This is a genomic window from Mucilaginibacter gossypii, assembly GCF_017569325.2.
Classification (GTDB): domain Bacteria; phylum Bacteroidota; class Bacteroidia; order Sphingobacteriales; family Sphingobacteriaceae; genus Mucilaginibacter; species Mucilaginibacter gossypii.
Genome location: NZ_CP071878.2, coordinates 571,173 through 588,890 on the forward strand (window position 1 = coordinate 571,173; position 17,718 = coordinate 588,890).

The 17,718-nt window shown below is 44.3% G+C and carries 9 protein-coding genes; 3 read left to right on the forward strand and 6 right to left on the reverse strand.

The features are described 5' to 3' along the window. Positions 1–38: 38 nt before the first annotated feature. Positions 39–1,592 (reverse strand): RagB/SusD family nutrient uptake outer membrane protein, encoded by a 1,554-nt coding sequence (locus tag J3L18_RS02580; RefSeq protein WP_129570643.1) that lies wholly within the window; start codon positions 1,590–1,592, stop codon positions 39–41. An 11-nt stretch (positions 1,593–1,603) separates the two neighbouring features. Next, entirely contained in the window at positions 1,604–4,747 is a 3,144-nt protein-coding gene (locus J3L18_RS02585) for a SusC/RagA family TonB-linked outer membrane protein (RefSeq protein ID WP_129570642.1), read from the reverse strand. Positions 4,748–5,451: 704 nt separating this feature from the next. Between J3L18_RS02585 and J3L18_RS02590 the strand changes: the two genes are divergently transcribed. Further along, positions 5,452–5,676 (forward strand): hypothetical protein, encoded by a 225-nt coding sequence (locus J3L18_RS02590; RefSeq protein WP_129570641.1) that lies wholly within the window; start codon positions 5,452–5,454, stop codon positions 5,674–5,676. A gap of 163 nt (positions 5,677–5,839) precedes the next feature. Here the strand turns inward: J3L18_RS02590 and J3L18_RS02595 are convergent, their stop codons facing one another. From J3L18_RS02595 to J3L18_RS02610, 4 genes are all read right to left on the reverse strand, one after another. Next, positions 5,840–7,246 (reverse strand): sugar porter family MFS transporter, encoded by a 1,407-nt coding sequence (locus J3L18_RS02595; protein WP_129570640.1) that lies wholly within the window; start codon positions 7,244–7,246, stop codon positions 5,840–5,842. A 7-nt stretch (positions 7,247–7,253) separates the two neighbouring features. Then, positions 7,254–10,136: a glycoside hydrolase family 38 N-terminal domain-containing protein gene (locus J3L18_RS02600; protein WP_129570639.1), complete on the reverse strand. Its 2,883-nt coding sequence runs from the start codon at positions 10,134–10,136 to the stop codon at positions 7,254–7,256. A 53-nt stretch (positions 10,137–10,189) separates the two neighbouring features. Continuing rightward, positions 10,190–11,992, reverse strand: coding sequence for a class I mannose-6-phosphate isomerase (locus tag J3L18_RS02605; protein ID WP_223266230.1), 1,803 nt, complete (start codon positions 11,990–11,992; stop codon positions 10,190–10,192). Between the two features lie 70 nt (positions 11,993–12,062). After that, positions 12,063–12,797, reverse strand: coding sequence for a GntR family transcriptional regulator (locus J3L18_RS02610; RefSeq protein ID WP_091169993.1), 735 nt, complete (start codon positions 12,795–12,797; stop codon positions 12,063–12,065). Positions 12,798–13,111: 314 nt separating this feature from the next. Here J3L18_RS02610 and J3L18_RS02615 point away from each other — a divergent pair, with 314 nt between their 5' ends. Both J3L18_RS02615 and J3L18_RS02620 read left to right on the forward strand, forming a co-directional pair. Continuing rightward, positions 13,112–14,410 carry a GH36-type glycosyl hydrolase domain-containing protein gene (locus tag J3L18_RS02615; RefSeq protein ID WP_129570638.1) on the forward strand — a complete coding sequence of 433 codons (1,299 nt, stop codon included), beginning with the start codon at positions 13,112–13,114 and terminating at the stop codon, positions 14,408–14,410. A gap of 206 nt (positions 14,411–14,616) precedes the next feature. Then, entirely contained in the window at positions 14,617–17,691 is a 3,075-nt protein-coding gene (locus J3L18_RS02620) for a SusC/RagA family TonB-linked outer membrane protein (protein ID WP_129570637.1), read from the forward strand. Positions 17,692–17,718 lie beyond the last annotated feature (27 nt).

A 17,718-nucleotide genomic window follows, 5' to 3' on the forward strand; every position in this document is an offset into this window, starting at 1 on the left:
GACAATCACATCATTTAATGACGTAATGTCCGGAAGCCCTAATAGCCCGGATTGTTAGGCAACAATTTTTTATTAATATCAATATCAGCCTGAGGAATCGGCCAAAGCCACCCTTTGCCAGCGTCAAATGTTCTGGTCTCTAACTTAACCTGGCTAAATTTCCAGGTAGATGGGCTTGCCGGGTTCTTTAGTAACGATTTGTCGTAACCATACACGTCATGAACGAGGGATTGATCTTTCCATCGTAACATATCTGCATACCGGGTGCCTTCCATAAAAAACTCTACCCTACGCTCGTGGCGCAAAACGGCACGTAATTGTGCCTGGTTTAAACCGGCTCCTTCCACACTTTCTACAGTTGGCATATTTACCCTTGCCCGAACCTGGTCAATGAGTCTATAGATTTCGGGTGCTGTACTTCCGGATTCAATCAAGGCTTCTGCACGGATCAGTAATACATCTGCATAACGCATCAGGATTGTATTTAAAGAGCAATTATTCGGGTCGGCAATACCAATTGCTGCGTATTTACGCGGACGGGCCCCTGACGGAACTACATCAGTGGCGGGGATGTAAGTAGTTGAACCCCACTGAGAGCCGGGCAACACCACTGAAGAAGCCAGTCTTGGGTCGCGATTAACATAAGGGTTTTGCGAATTGTATCCTGAAGCAGAGTTGGTTATCGGCAATCCATTGGTCATGTAATATGAATCGATCAGATCGGCGGTAACATTTGGTGTTGGCCAAACACTTAAAGATAAGGCAGATGAAGGCCAGGGCTGTGGCTGGGTGGTTGGGATATACTGAATATCAAAAATCACCTCACTGTTGTTCTCATGCGTTTCATCAAAAAGCAAGCTGTAATTTGGATATAAACTATAGGCTTTAAGATCGATAACATCCTGCGCAGCCTGTGCAGCATCGGCCCATTTTCCGTTGTACAAAAGCACTTTTGCTTTATAGGCCAGGGCAGCGCCCTTTGTTGCACGGCCCACGTCAGAACCCGAATAAGAGGTTGGCAGTGCCGCAGCCGCATCGGTAAGGTCAGTTACAACCTGGGTAAGTACATTGGCTTTGGCTGTCCTGGAAACATAAGCGTCGGAAAGTGTTTGAACCTGAGTAATTAAAGGTACATCGCCGAAGTAAGCAATCAGATCAGCATAGGCATATCCACGTAAAAACTTTGCCTCTCCCGCCATCTGGCTTTTTACAGTGGCATCAATGCTTGCAGCAGCAACATCCTTAAGGAACTCGTTGGCCCTTGAAATGATGGCGTAATCCTGCGTCCACTTAGCGTATGGGGCCCAACTGTTGGATGTTGTTTGCCATTCCCCCACTTCCTTCGAGCCCTGCCACGCATCCTGGCAATAGGCATTATCCGATTCAAAATCAAACTGAAAAAATTGTGCCGGCGTTGCATTGGGCTGTAACGCATTGTAAATACCCACCAGGGCCATTTTTACCTGGGTTTCATTTTGGTAGAATGTTGATGGTGATAAGCGGTCATTTGGGGTTTTGTCCAACAGACCTTTCTTGCAGCTTGCAAGATTAATAACAGCTAATACGGTTAAGACTTTATATATACTTTTCATGATTTTATCATTTAGAAATTAACATTTACACCTGCAGTCATCACACGGACCTGAGGATACGCTTCGGCCCTTGTTTGGTCTGTAGTTTGTTCCGGGTCAAAGCCTTTAAATTTGGTGAACGTAAAGGCGTTTTGCACATTGGCATAGATTCTCAAAGAGCTTAACCCGATCTTTTTAATAGCAGCCGGACTTAAGGTGTATCCTAATTCAATATTTTTTATCCTCAGATAGGATGCATTCTCTACATAAAAGGAAGAGTGAATATTGTTTCTAACCCCATCCAATGTAAGGCGCGGGTAAGTATTGGATGGATTTTGAGGCGTCCACCTGTTTAACCACCAGGTACCAAGGTTGGCAAAGCCGCTGAAAGGTGAAGCAATTTCATAATAGGTATAACCCTGCATACCTTGTACACCTTGTAAAAACGCCCCAAGGTCAAAGCCTTTCCAGGCCACATTGAAATTGAAAGCATACGTTACACTTGGAAACTGCTTCCCTATAACTTTACGGTCATGATTTTGGTCAACTATACCATCGCCATTAAGGTCGGCATATTTAATATCCCCCGGTTGTGCGTTGTAATCGCTTACCTTAACAACACCTGGTTTAAGCGTGTAAGTACGATTTGCGTAAGGGATGGACGCATCGCTATTGTTTTGCCATGTAAAGTCGGAAATTTGGTAGATACCAGTCATCTGGTATCCGTAGAACGAATTAATAGCGGAACCAACAACAATCGCCTTTGGAGATGTAAACTGCTGTGGCACGTTCATGGACAGGATATTGTTTACAATGTGCGAAACGTTCAAAGCTGTTCTTAATTTAATACCATTATCAAATGCCTTTTTATAGGAGATACCGAGCTCAAAGCCTTTGTTTTGTACTTCGCCTGCATTAGCCATTGGTGCCGACTGTGCGATTGTTAGTGGAATTGGCTGGGTCAACAGCAGGTTCTTAGTTCTTTTATCAAAATAATCTGCCGTAATCTCAATGTTATTATGAAGAGATATATCAAGGCCCAAATCCAATTGCTGAGCTGTTTCCCAGGTTAGGTCCTTGTTGGTCATCGCTGTAATAGCAACGCCGGAATAAAGTGTTCCGCCAAACGAGTAATTCTGACCAGAGCTCAGGATATCGCTGCCATTATAGTAATTGCTGATATTTTGATTACCTAAACGCCCCCAGGAAGCACGAACTTTTGCAAAATCAAGCCAGCTCAGGTTTTTCATAAAGCTTTCCTTCGATATTACCCATCCAGCTGAGAATGAAGGAAATGTACCCCACTGTTTACCCTGTGCAAACCTGGAAGAGCCGTCCCTCCTGATATTGGCTTCAAATAAATATTTTTCATCAAAAGCATAACTGAAACGGCCAAAGTATGAGCGAAGGCCAAGAGCATAGCTGCCGGCATTATTGGTCTGTGTAGCTGCATCGCCCAGGTTTAATACACGTTGTGTGTTGTTTACAAAATGTGCACGATAGCCGCTTTGCCAATCGTAGGTAAACTCCTCTTCACTGTAACCGCCTAATAAATTGAATGAATGATGGTTGATGGTTTTGTTATACTTTAGTAAACCTGTGAGTAACGAGTGACCGTCAATCTCGCTCGACGTAGTCAGATCGGAAGGTAATTGCGTAACTGTTCCGTTTTGATTTTGTAAGGTTACATTGGCATGAAAGGCATTGCCATTAGTGGAGATAACGTTATAACCGTAGGTAAGCTGCGCGCTTAAACCTGGCAGAATTTTATATTCAGCTTCGGCCTGTCCGCTAAAATTATAGCGTTTTGTAAGGTTTGTACTCCCTTCTTTAATTTCACCGTAATAGTTGCGTTCGCCGTTAACAGAAACCCAGTTGCCGTTGGCATCCTTAAGTGGATGTATTGGCGCTAAAGTTGCATACCATTCGGCGTTCCAGAGGTCGGTCGGTTCATTTTTTATCCCCACGTTTCCAGATATATTGCCCGAAACACGGAGTTTTTTATCTTTTAGATGATAACTGTCAAGATTAAGGCGGAAGTCGGTTTTTTTATAATTGGTTGCAACCAATATACCGTCCTGATCCAAATGTCCCAGCATAAAGGAGTAGTTAACATTATCACTCCCCCCCGTTGCGCTTACCCGGTGATTTTGCATGTAAGCGTTACCGTAGTATACGTTGAAATAATTGATATCGGGGTATAATGGGTTGTTATGCGCCGCATATTTTTGTATTATCGAGTCGGGATATGTAGGAGGCGCGCCACTATTTATATCAGCCTCGTTATGCAGTGTAGTATATTGAACCGAGTTTAGTACTTTAGGTAGCCTTGTCGGGCTCTGAATACCTGCATATCCGCTGTAATTAACACGGACTTTGCCTGCAGATCCTCGTTTAGTAGTAATTAAAATAACGCCGTTTGCAGCACGGTTACCGTAAATAGCCGATGATGCCGCGTCTTTAAGCACCGAAATTGATTGAACATCATTAGGGTTTACATCGCCGATTGCCCCGGGGAAACCGTCAACTAATACTAATGGGGAATTATCTCCAAAAGTTCCAACGCCGCGGATATCTATGACTGTATTATCATCTCCCGGTTTACCCGAACTTTGCAGTGCAAAAACACCGGAAACTGTACCTTGCAATGCCTGGCTGGTATTTGTTAAGGGTCTGCTTTCCAGGTCCTGCGTATTTACAATACCTACAGATCCTGTTAGGTTTTCTTTCTTCTGCGTTCCGTAACCTACTACCACCACATCATTTAGGGTTTTCATCGATGGTTTAAGCTTTATCGCAATATCAGTTTTACCGTTAACTGCAATTTCAACTTTCTCATAAGAAATATAAGTTACAACCAACACCGCATTTTCGGGCACATTGCTTAGTTGAAAGTTGCCTTTTATATCAGTTAGTGCACCTTTAACAGTACCTTTAATACTGATAGATACACCGACCAGCGGTTGACCATCGCCGGCATCGACAACAGATCCTTTTACCGTGATAGCCGCTTTATCAGAAGTTACATTGGCTATTACCTGCCTGCTGTTGTGCATTACTAAATTGGGGGTCGACGCGTTAGCACCAATTGGCAATATCAGCAATGCCAAAGCTTTAAATGTGGTGCGAAAACCCTGGGAATACAAATAATTTGAAATAAGTAATTTTCGTTTCATAATTGGGTTATTAATAATTTAGATTTTTGGGTATTGACAAAAGACAGTTATGTAAACGCTGTTGGCATGTCAGACACCAACAACCGAAAGGCATAATTTAAATGAAGCTTTCAGGGTTAACAATAAAGGACAATTGCCCGGGCAGTATTTATCCCGACATTTCTCGAGATCGTTTTCAGTTAAGATGCATGCGGCTTCTCTTTCCTGGGCGCATGCGCTGCGTTCGGTTTTTTTTCATCATGGGTTTTAATTAACAGTATAATTGGTTGCACGAATAGTCATCTCTTAATGGCCATTCGAGAGATGCAAAGTCTTTGAAAAACACAGAAAACAAAAGGGGCTAACCAGCAAAAAAGAGGGGACAAAAGGGGAGTTTTTAGTTGAAAAAAGCACTTAGTGGGTAAATCACAGCATATTGCTCGAGGGAGGCAATCATCTAATGAGAAAGCGTTTTGTAGCCCTTATAGTCTTCAATTGCCACCGGTTTCGCCATTCAATTTGCATACCTGGCAACTGGGCAATGTAAGGCCAACAGTTAAATGAACTGCACTTCCTGTAGCAATGATCGCGTTGAGTTACACTGTACCAGGGATTAAAGGCTTTGATTGATGATGCCAAGCTGAAAATAGCCAGTACAGATAAAGCTAAAGCCAGGTCAGCATGGACTATGCGGACTGGCTCGGAAGATCGCTTCAAACGGTACAATGGAAAGCGTCGCCAGTTGGAAACGGCATCGTATCCCGTCTTGGAAGATCGATGGAGGACATACTATTACACAAAGTTATTCGGTAAATACCGCTGCTAATGCCATCAGGCTTTGGGTGATAAGTACTGCTATTACCGGGGCCTCACAAAGCTCGATTTATCCGACCGGAAGTCCTGCGGTGGGCATACAGGCGGTGCATTTGTTTCAGCAAAAAACGAAGTGATTGAAAATATACCTTTTACGTTATAAAGAACGTTAATGCCCTGAATAATACGATTGGGGGCGACCTGCGATACTCAGAAAATTGCCAACCTGTTGCCGGGAGTGAACCTCAGGCGGAAGGTTAAGCAGCACTCTGAAGTGACCTTTCTGAATGCAAATTCAGGTTAGTGCCCAGCCCAGATTTCCTGAACCTCCTCCAACGATTTTCCTTTGGTTTCGGGAACCATTTTATACACAATCAGTAAAGAAAAAAAGCAACACGCCGCAAAGAACCAGAAGGTGACCGCCGGCCCGATTGAATTTAAAAACATAGGGGTTAGCTGCCCTACGATTGTATCTGCCACCCACATGGTCATGATGCTTAAGCCTAAAGCCCGACCTCGGATCCTTGTTGGATAAATTTCGGATGCGATAACGAATTTTAACGGCCCTATCGAGAACGCGAAACAAGCTAAAAACAGGATGATGCTAACAACTAATGCAATGCCGGTTGTAGTACCTGTATAAAAGCAAACGCCGGTAAAAATAAGGCAAACCGTGGCACCTAAAGCACCGGCTATATATAAGGGCCTGCGCCCCATCTTATCAACTTTCCAAATAGCTATTAGCGTAAAAGCAAAGTTAGCAATGCCAAATATGATTTGGCTAAGCAGGGCGTTGCTGATATTGATGCCTGCATCGCTCAATATTCTGGGGCCATAATAAATAACGGCGTTAATACCACTGAACTGAGAGAACAGCGGCAGCAGCAAGCCAATTAGCAATGGTTTACGCATAGCTGGTGCAAATATCTCGCGGTAGGTGCCTATGTCACGGCTTTGGGTGTTCTTTATTAGTGTGACGTCTTTTAGAGCCGTTGCATAGTCGGTTACTTTTGAGAGGACGGCAATGCCATCGTCGGTTTTTCCGTTTTGAATAAGCCAGCGTGGGCTTTCGGGTACAAAGCACAAGCCAACAAAAAACAGCAGGGCAGGGATGGCGCCCAGGCCAAGCATGCTGCGCCAAACTTCTTTAACCATCACCAGATCGATAATTGTACTTAAGCTATTGCTCTTATGGTGTAATGAAAAATTAAGTAAACAGGCATTGGTAAGGTAAGCTACAAGAATGCCAGCGGTGATAGCCAGTTGATAAAAAGTTACCAGGCGGCCGCGTATCCGTGCCGGGGCAATTTCTGATATGTACAGCGGTGCCACAATTGATGCTACGCCAACACCCATACCGCCCAGCATCCGGGCTAAGATGAGCAAGGTAAAGCCCGATGACAAGGTCGAACCCAGGGCAGAAAGTAAAAAAAGCACCGCCGATAACATCAGCATTTTTTTACGGCCTACCCGGTCGCTTAAGTCCCCCGAAAAAGCTACACCGATAATACACCCAATGAGCGCAGATGATACGAACCAGCCTTCGGTAGCGGCCGATAGTGCGAACTGGCTTTTCACAAACGGGAGCACACCCGAAATAACGGCCATATCAAAACCAAAAAGCAGGCCGCCCAATGTGGCTATAAGGGTTACAGCGGTTAAAAACAGGGCGGAGGTTTTGGTTTCCGGCGATAGTTTTTGTTTCATGGCGATTTTATTTTTCGATGCGTACAGTGATTATTCCTTTTGCCGGAATCTTAAAATTGTTATCAAGTGCGGCCACCTTTTCTTCGGTCAGATTGCTTTTCCAGATCTTTATCGTCGCTTTTGCTTTCGGAGTGATGTTCACTTCGCTATCGCCGGTGCTCACTATCTGTGCAATAACGCCATTGCCATCATCGGCAGGTTTTAAGGATTCTACATAGATCTGCTTACCACCGATATTAAAAAACAGTTCGTCATCCTGATTATCCGAAGCGGAAACTACTAATGGCTGATGATTATTAAGGCCAAACCGGTTGGCATCAAAACTATCGTATCCTAAGGCGTGTGAACGGAAGATATAACGGAAGGTGCCCGGCCCTTTTTCCTGCCCGGCGCGGAAATTGGTATGCCATAAGTTGTTCATTACCCACGAATAAATCTTTGGCGACTGTGCCGTGAATGTTAACCACTGCGGCGCGTGATGCAGACCACCAAGCAAATCGGCAGTTGTGATCTTGCCTATCTCAAACAAAGGCGCATCCGGACTTGACCAGGTAATACCGAACGCCGAGTTTGATACATCAACCCAGCGCTGCATGGTAAACCAATTTTTATTGGCGTTAGGGAGTTGGTCGGCTTCGGCAGCAGCACTTCCCCATGGAATACTATAACGTACCTGCGCACCTGGAACACTAAACGGAAACGCGAAGTGAACGCTCTCTTTAGAGCGAATACTTTCCTTATCAATGGTATTGATCAGCTCAATTTTATCAAGCCCGTTAACCAGCCTTATTTCGCGGGTCAAGCCATAGGCTCCGGGCGCTTTTGAGGTAACCAAAAGGCTCACCACCAATGGCCCATCTTCTTTAATGCTAATGATGGCGTCGGTACTTGTTTGTTGCCGCTGCAGCGAATCGCCGGGCATATAAATGTATTTGTTAAAACCGGTGCTATCCACCAATACCTGTTTTTTGCCACCCTCGATCTTTACTAGTTTGCTTATATCGCCGGTTTTACTGTCAATTGTGACAGTGTAGATGCCGTTAGCCAAGCCGTTTAACGAAATGACAGCTTTGCTCTTTGCAAAAGTTTTACCACGGTTAATGGTGTAAGTTTTTTTACCAAACGCCGGTACCCCGGTGGCTACAAAAGCCAGCTCGCCCGAGCTTAAGCGTTGCGATGGGATTGCATTGCCTGTTGCATCCTTAACCAGGTCGCCCGCTTTGCTTAAACCGGCCGGTACATAAACAACATCGGTACGCGGCCATGACAGGGTGTTGTAAACGTCTACTTTATTTGCTGCTGCTGTTTTTATAGCCAATATCAAATTGCTGAGCGAATCGGTTTGTTTTTGGGCGCTTAGTGCATAGCCTTTTTTAATAGCCCACTCGCTTTTAACTTTTGCATCTTCGGGGTCATCAACGCTGTTATATGCGCCCCAGGTATGTTCATTGTAAAGCAGCAGGTTTTTCCAGGTGTCGTCAAAATCATCAGCAGGGTAGGCCCGCTTATTACGGATGGCCCACAGAGCCGATGCCTGTTTCAGCTTATCAGATGTTTGGCGGCTGATGGCCGTTTCTTTCGCCGCTGACGACACTCCGTCCGTCCAGTACTCAGTATAATCGCCGGTGAACGACGGGATTTTGTCTTGATATTGTTTCTCAAAATCCTGGAAAAATTGTTTTACCGAGGTGATCACCAGTTTTGGCGAAGCAAAATGCTCGTTCCAGCTTTTAACAGCATCGGGAAGTTCAGGATCGATAGGAGCATTATCGCTCATAGCCCAGGTTAACAACGACATGTTATACGGAAAGTTATTTTGTTCAAGGCCGCCGAGATATTGGAAAAGATGCGGGTTTAGAAAATTATCCGATGGGTGACCAGTGTAAAAAGGTTTAGGATCATCTATGGTAAAAAAATTAGGGATCCTGGTTCCTTTTAGCGCATAGCCTATCGAGTAAGGCTGGCATTGCCAGAACAGTAGTTTTTGTTCACCCGATGGGGAAATCCAATAGAATGGTTTATCCTGCCATTTGGCAAGGTTGCCTATCCTGTCGGATGCGTTTGGGCCTGATAAAAAATATTTGATCCCGGTTTGTTCGCTTTGCGCAGCAAGGCCCCAACTGGCACCCGGCACATCGCCCTGGAACATGGTATGGATCTCAACCTCATTCGCCTTAGCCAGTTTTTGAGATTTGGCGAACATTTGCATCAACTGGTAGGAGTCTGTCATGCTGGTGTTGATATTACCGTAAGCGCCATCCAAATTGATCCATCCTTTTTTCACCGCGTTCCAAAAGCGCTCTTTTTTAGCTTCATCTGCCGCTTTCAGGTAATTATCAACTACCCAAATAGCTTCTGTTGTCCATTTATAGCGGGCTTCCACTGGGTAATTGGCCGTTTTTTTAGCCAGATCAATAGCCTCATCAATATTATCCATGTGCAGCTTCAAAACCTTTGCCTGTGTGTTGGTGTAACCGATATCTACATGCGAGTGAGGGAGGATATACATGGTCCAGTTGTTACGGGCCGGTTCAACAATGCAGCGGGCCATATAGGTTTGCCCGCCGGAATTTAAGGTAACAGTAACCTGTGCTGCCGAAGTTATTGGCGAGCCGGGAAGCGGAAGCTCAAATACATCAGTGCCCTCTTTACTGGCCGGTATTATAACATGATCGGTTATGCCATTGAAGGAAACGGTGACCTCTGTGGCTGCGAAGCTTTTACCTTCATGAAATAGTAGCCGGGCCATTCTGCGGGACTGTCCCTGGTAATTGATATAGGCTATTGTTGGTTGCAGGGTGATTCCATTAAAATGCTTACCACCTGTTTGCGCCATTGCTGATGTGCATATGAAAATGAATGCCGACAGGATGGAAAAAATCTTATTCATAACTTAGAAGGTTTTAAGAGGATGCGTTTTTGAGTTTGACTTAAGCAGAGATATTAACAACATTCGTCTTTAACAAAAGCTTTGATAACCTTAGCCCTTGTTTTGCCCGTATTTTTAAGTGTATAGCTTTTAACCGCGGCCGGAATAATAAAGGTTTCGGCATAATGAATAACCTGTTCACGACCGTTAGTGATCACTGCAATGCTTTCGCCCTCAACCAGGCTCAATACATGGCATTGGTTATTGGTATCTTCAGTTATCTCGGTATCAAACTCAAAGCGCTCAATAGCGTAAAAGTGCTCAGGATGAGTTGATAAGCTAATGATCTCCCAGTTATGGCCTTTTTTTAAGGTGGTTTGTTTGGAGATGAGTGTTTCCGTTACTACATCACCTTTCCTTTCGAAATTGAGGTTTTCAAAGGCCCGGTCGATATTCAGCGTTCGTGGATTTCCGCTTAAGTCGGGACGGAGCCAGTCGTACATTTTAAAGGTAAAGATGTACGGCGTGGCGCTAATCTCCAGTACCATATTATTTTTGCCCGAGCAATGTACCGTACCATTCGGGATCAGGAACAAGTCGTGCCTGGTTGCCGGGAAGGTTTGTACGTAGTCTTTGATCTCTACCGGTTCGTTTTGCTCAAAACTGTTCTCTAAAACACTCCTGAAATGTTGTTTATTGATGTTTTCCCGGAAACCAAGGTAAACTTCGGCGCCTGGTTCTGCATCGAGGATGTAATAAGTTTCATCCTGCGTAAAATCTTCGCCGAAGTTATTTTTAATATATTCAACAGAAGGGTGGCATTGCAATGAAAGGTTGCCACCGTCAAAAGTATCCAAAAAATCGAACCGAATAGGAAAGGCATCGCCAAACCTGGCTGCCGCTTTGCCTAAAATGGCTTCGTTATCCAGTAACAGCAAGGTATCCAACGATACCTCTAACATATTGTTGCCGCTTTGCAGCAGGATGCCGTTCTCCGGGGCGATAAGTTCAAATGACCAGGCATAGTTTACAACATCTTTGTTCAAGCCATTGATGTTGTTTTTAATCCATTGGCCTCCCCAAACCCCGGGCTCAAACCATGGCCTGGCCCTAAACATGTGGCTGGACATGGTTTTAAGTCCGTTTCTTAACGCATCGCCAGTTGTCCACGATATTTCATTGATCTTTTGCTCATCGATGATTGCATCTATCGCAGGCAAAAGCTGTTTTTTATGCTTGTTGAGTACTGGCCAATCTATAAAATAAAAACGTTTGTATTGATTTTTGGGATCGGAAGGCTGCTTTTCGCCAAGGTTGCAGATTGTGTTGGCCCTTGACCGGAACTGGATCTCATTTTTAGGAACATCGATATAGAGCAAAGTACATTTCCATCCCGCAAGAGCGGCACCCGCACCATACAATATGTTTAATTTATTTGGTTCGGGTTTAATACTTTGAAGCTTTTCTACGTCAAAAAAATCGCTCAGCTGTCCATTGTATAGCTTACCAAATAACGGGTCATCGTCACCATCGTAATTAGCGGTTATTTCATGAATAATGCTTTCCGGTTTTAATGTTTTATTTACATTAATCCAATTGGCCTGGATGCCTAAAGCGGCAAATTCATCGTTCAGACAGGAGATAAGTACATCCCAATATACGCCCGAATAGCCATCTATAACGATATCATGGTTGCATGCAATGATCCAATTGGCTAAAGTTTTATAACCGGTATATATTGGCCCGGCAATGTCGAAAGTGGGGTAAATGTCATACTCCTGCCTTTTCGCAGCTTTCTTCAAGTCCGGAAGCAGAAACTGTTTGGTGTTCCTCATTGTTTCGATATTAACCGAGTTCAATAAAATAGATTTATTCATGCACTTATATGTTGTAATGTGCAAACATATTTTATTTCGTTTATATTTCAAATAAGTCAAAAAAATAAATTTAGGAACTGCGCCTGCTTTCTACCGTATAAACAAAGCTTTCGGCTTTATAATAGCCCAGGTTATACTCCATCGGCCGTTCGCCCTGATCGTAAACAAACCGTTTCCTGATCAAAACAGGACTGCCCGGATCTATCTCCAGTTTACCTGCTATGAATTTATCGGCTGCCTTGGCGCTTATTTCTTCTTTTGACAGGTCTGCAACTACAGAATGCTCACTCTCAAGCATTTCGTAAAGTGGTTTCTTGAAATCTTCCTCGCCCGTAAGCCCGATTCTCGGATGAAAATACGAAATAAAATATACAAAAGCCTCTTCGGCGTTTCCCCTTAACCTTTCCATTTTCAAAATTTTCTTATCTGTTTTGATATCGAAAAAATTCGCGATATGATCTTCGGGAAAGACCCAGCTAATATGAAGCTCGTAATTTTTTATGGGGATGCTGCGGGCTTCCATCTCCTGTGTAAAGCTCAACCAATTCATTGATTTGGAGCTCATTTTGGCATGGGCCACTTTGGTTCCAAGCCGTTTTTTTCTCACCAGTAGCTCTTCGTATACCAGTTTGTTAATGGCCTGACGTAAAGTGGTGCGCGATATAGCCAGCTTTTTAGCAAGGTCAACCTCATTAGGCAATAATTTACCTGCCTGATATTCAGGCTCGCGGATGAGCTCTCTTAGCAGGTTCTCTGCCTGGATATGTAAGGGTACGGCGCTTTTATGATCGATGGAAATTTTCATAATGAATTAAGTGGCAAGGTAGTAATTTATCAGGAAAACGGCAGGGGCCGGCATGTAGTGGTATCACTTTTGGAGGAGGAACATCTACGGAGCAGAAAAAGGTTGAATTTTTTTATAATACGGTTTTGGGGTTCAGTAGCAGCTTCCTTTACTAAGGTAATTTTCTGACCTCTGTTCATTTTTTATCATAGTTAATAAAAAAACTTTGGAAAAACTTTGGAATATAGTATTATGATACTATGTTTGTACATACTATAACAATCTGTCTCCATTTCTATCTGGTAAGGCAGTAACCTAATTACATATTTACCTGCATGAAAAAACGTTTACTCATTTCTACGGCATTGTCTTGCTTTATTTTTTCCATTGCCGGAGCACAACAGTCCTCCAACAAAGCTTTGGCGGGGAAAATTCTTGCCGATATCCGGCTTGATACAGTCCAGGCGAAAGCTTTACAACTGTTATCCGGTTTTTCTGCAGGTACATCCTACAGCGAGGTGTGGATCCGCGATTTCAACACTTTCATCAATGGCTCATTAAAAGTACATCCCAAAAAAGAAGTAAAAACCAAACTATTAATGTTTTTCCGCATTCAGGGCCAGGGCGGGGATATTGTGGATGGTGTAGTTGACAGCGCTAAAGCCAGTGTAGGTTATAAATATCGCTACTCATCCTTATTGCCGGGTTGGGCAGCGCATAAAAACACGGTAGAGACCGACCAGGAATCGTCATTGATCCAGGCTGTCAAAAAATACATTGATTTTACCGGAGACCAATCTATTTTAAACGAGTGTATTGGTGGTAAAACGATTTTGCAACGAATGGAGGCGGCGCTGGCCTATCTGCATAAAGATCGCTGGTCGGAAAAATATGGTTTGATAACCGGGGCCACCACTATTGATTGGGGCGATGTGCAATCCGAAAACGGCTGGGGCGTGGCCATTAATGATAAAACCAAATGGGCTTTGGATATTTATGATAATGCGATGTTTGTGAAGGCAGTTCAAGATTTCCTTGCGATGGCACCTCGAGGCTACAAAGCCCAAACTGATTGGAAGGCCGTTGCTTCAAAAGTCACTGCCAATGTTCGTAAATACCTTTGGGATGCTGCCGCTCAAAAATATATCCCACATATTTACCTTGACGGCAGCCCTTTCTCATCGGATTTTAATGAAAAAGAGATCTTATACACCGGTGGATCCATATGTGCTATCATAGCGGGGTTTAACACTCCGGCCGAAGTTTTGGAAATAAACAAACAAATGCTTGTAGCCGCGGCTAAAGAAAAGCATGCCACTATCGGCATCACAGTGTACCCCCCTTATCCTGAAAAGCAGTATCCAAACATGAAGCCTTATAGTTATCAAAACGGCGGCGACTGGACATGGTTTGGCGGACGAATGATAGCACCGCTCATTATCAATGGTCACCCGCAGGAGGCTTACGCGGAGTTGTCACCGATGCTCGACAGGATGCTTGCCAACAAGGGCTTTTTTGAATGGTATGATGTGCAATCCGGCGCACCAAAAGGCTCGGGCGATTTCAGGGGTGAGGCAGGTGTTTTATATGATGCCATTACGGCACTAAGGCAATGGGCTGCTAAAAACCGGTAGTCTGCCAGCCAATAAGCTGGACGTAAACTAAAGAAAACTATAATCCAAATTCATGAAAAAAAATGATGCCATAAAGGCAATCCGGACTTTTTTGCCCTTTCTGAAGGGCAACTTCCGGCCTTGCGGCGGTTATAAACCGCCATGAATGCTTCGCAGAGAAGTGTTCCTATAATTACCAGTTTAAAAACAACCTACTAAACAATGTTATGAAGAAAAATCTTATCTACTCAATTCTGCTCACCTTGCTGTCGCTGCACACGATGGCGCAGGTTAAGATCAGCGGCAAGGTAACCGATGCTAAGGATAATTCAGCTTTACCTGGTGTAAGTATCAAAATAAAGGGCACCCAGGGTGGTACCCAGACGGATCTTAACGGAAATTACACGATACAGGTAACCAGTGCCAAACCCGTATTGATATTTTCATATACAGGTTATGCCAGCCAGGAAATATCAACCGTTGGCAAAACTGTCGTTAACGTGCAGTTAGCTGGAACGTCCAGCGCCCTTAACGAAGTCGTCGTGATAGGCTACGGAACCGTTAAAAAATCGGATCTTACCGGCGCTGTTACCGGCATCAAAGGCGATCAGTTAAATGATAAACCCGTGGCTAACGTAACCCAGGCCCTGCAAGGCAAAATAGCCGGTGTGGAAGTTAGTGTTAACAGCACGGCCCCCGGCGCGGGCGCTAAAGTACGAATTAGGGGTATCGGATCCATCAACTCCAATGTCGATCCATTATATGTGGTGGATGGCGTTGTTGGAGTTGATCCAAACTCTATCAACCCGCTGGATATAGCCTCGGCCGAGGTGTTAAAAGATGCTTCGTCCACAGCTATTTACGGTTCGCGTGGTGCCAATGGTGTAATTATGATCACTACAAAACGTGGCCGTACTGGTGCAGCAACTATTACTTATGATGATAACTTTAACGTAAGCGAACTGTATCGCCATTTACGCACTTTAAACTCGGCCGAGTTTGTTAAAGTTTACAATGAATCATTCGCCAACGGTCAAAAATTTGACCCGGCCGGAGGGGTATGGGCACCACCGGTTGCATTAAACCATGCTAATTTCCCTAAGCTTTTTGACGCTAATAATAACCCAATTTATGATACCAATTGGGAAAAAGAAACCTACAAGCCGGCGTTTTCGCAAAGTCACCAGTTAAACATTCAGGGTGGTAGCGAAAAGTCGCTTTACAGTTTATCGCTTGGCTATTTTAACCAGAATGGTCTTGCGCCAACATCGGCCTTTAAAAGATATACCATCAAAATGACAATGGATAACGACCTGAAAAGCTGGTTGAAAGTGGGCGGCAGCATCAACCTCATCAGCAGCAGGCAACGTTTAGTTACCGATGGCAACGGTGGCCTGAACGTGCCAAGGGACGTATCAGAAGAGGTGCCAATAGTACCTGTTAAATATCCTGATGGCACATGGGCAGGTAATTATGACATTGCCGGTCTTGAGGGCGCGCCAAACCCGGTGCAGGTTGCTAACGAGCGTTATACGCTTAACAATAACCTGCAAATGTTAGGTAACATCTATTCCTTGTTCCACATTACAAAAGAGCTGGATTTTAAAACAGATTTCGGCTATAACTTAAGCGCTCAAAAAAATAACTTCTACTCAGCAGGCGATCTGCCGCACTTATCACAGGATCAGGGAGGTGTAGCTAACGTAAACGCTTATAATAATTACTACTGGCAAACAGAAAACTACCTTACCTGGAACAAAAAGATCAACGAAAGGCAGCGCTTCACCGCCTTGTTAGGTATCTCGTTCCAGCAACAAGGGTATGCGCGGGTACGCTCAGAAACGCAGAATTTTATTGATGATATTTTTCAGTACCACTATGAGCAGGCCGGTTCTGTAAGGAGCGCCAATGAAACGCAGGATGAAAAATCATCATTAAGTTCATACTACGCCCGTTTAACTTATAACCTTGATGAAAAATACCTGTTTACCGCAACCGGCCGGTACGATGGCTCATCGCGGTTTGGGGTGAACAACAAGTACGCATTCTTCCCTTCGGTGGGTGCCGCATGGCGTGTATCGCAGGAGAATTTCCTGAAGGATAACCATACCATCACCAACATGAAATTGCGGGCCAGTTACGGTACTTCGGGTAACCAGGAGATTGGTAACTATCGTTCGCTGGCACAGATCCAGCCGAGCACCACGGTTTTGGGTGGGGCTGCTCAGTCAACATTGTTGCCAAGCTATATTGGTAACCCTAACTTAAAGTGGGAACGTTCTGTTCAGTTTGATGCTGGTTTGGAGTTAGGTTTATTTCATGATCGTGTAAACCTTAACCTTGATTATTATAACCGCACAACTAAAGATCTGTTGTTGCAGGCGCCTATACCATGGTCTGCCGGTGAAACCAATGCCAATGTATATAAAAATGTAGGATCGGTGCGTAACTCCGGTGTCGAGGTTAGTCTGAACACCCTAAATGTTAAAACTCCCGATTTTGAATGGAGTACCAATTTTATATTCACTACCAATAAAAACAAAGTTTTAAAACTAAACGATAATGGCGCGGACATCTTCCCGGGCCCTAATTTCCTTGGTCAAAACTTTGTGATCAGGGTTGGCGAACCTATCGGTTCGTTTTATGGTATGACAAGGCTTGGTACCTATAGCACTTCGGCCGAGGATGTAGCCGAAGCCGCTAAACACAGCTTAAAGCCCGGCGACAGGAAATATATTTACAATCCGGATGGCAGTAATTATTATAGTATCATCGGCCGCGCTTATCCTAAATGGACGGGCACTTTCAGCAGCAGCTTCAGATATAAAGCTTTCGATTTTTCGTTCGATATCCGCTTTGTTCAGGGAGTAAATACTGCCGCCAACTACAAACACTCGGTTGAAGACAGGCAAACCCTTTCAAACAGTTTGGCCACCGTGCTTAACGCCTGGACACCTAATAACCAGAATACATATATTTCGCAGGTGCGTAATTACAAATTCGCGCAGGATTCGCATTTCGATACATGGTGGGTTGAGGATGGTTCGTTTATTCGCGGCCAAAACTTTACGTTGGGCTATACCTTGCCACAGCCGGTGCTTAAAAAGCTTCATGCCAATCGTTTCAGGATCTACGCAAGTGTTCAAAACGCGTTCATCATAACCAAGTATACCGGTTATGACCCGGAGGTGGATACCTTCAATTCAAGCTACGGGTCGAACGGTTCGTTCTCGCAGAATTTAGATTTCTTCTCAAACCCTCGCCCCCGTGTATGGAACCTTGGTTTACAGGTGACTTTTTAAACAGCGGTAGTGGATCGATTGATAGTT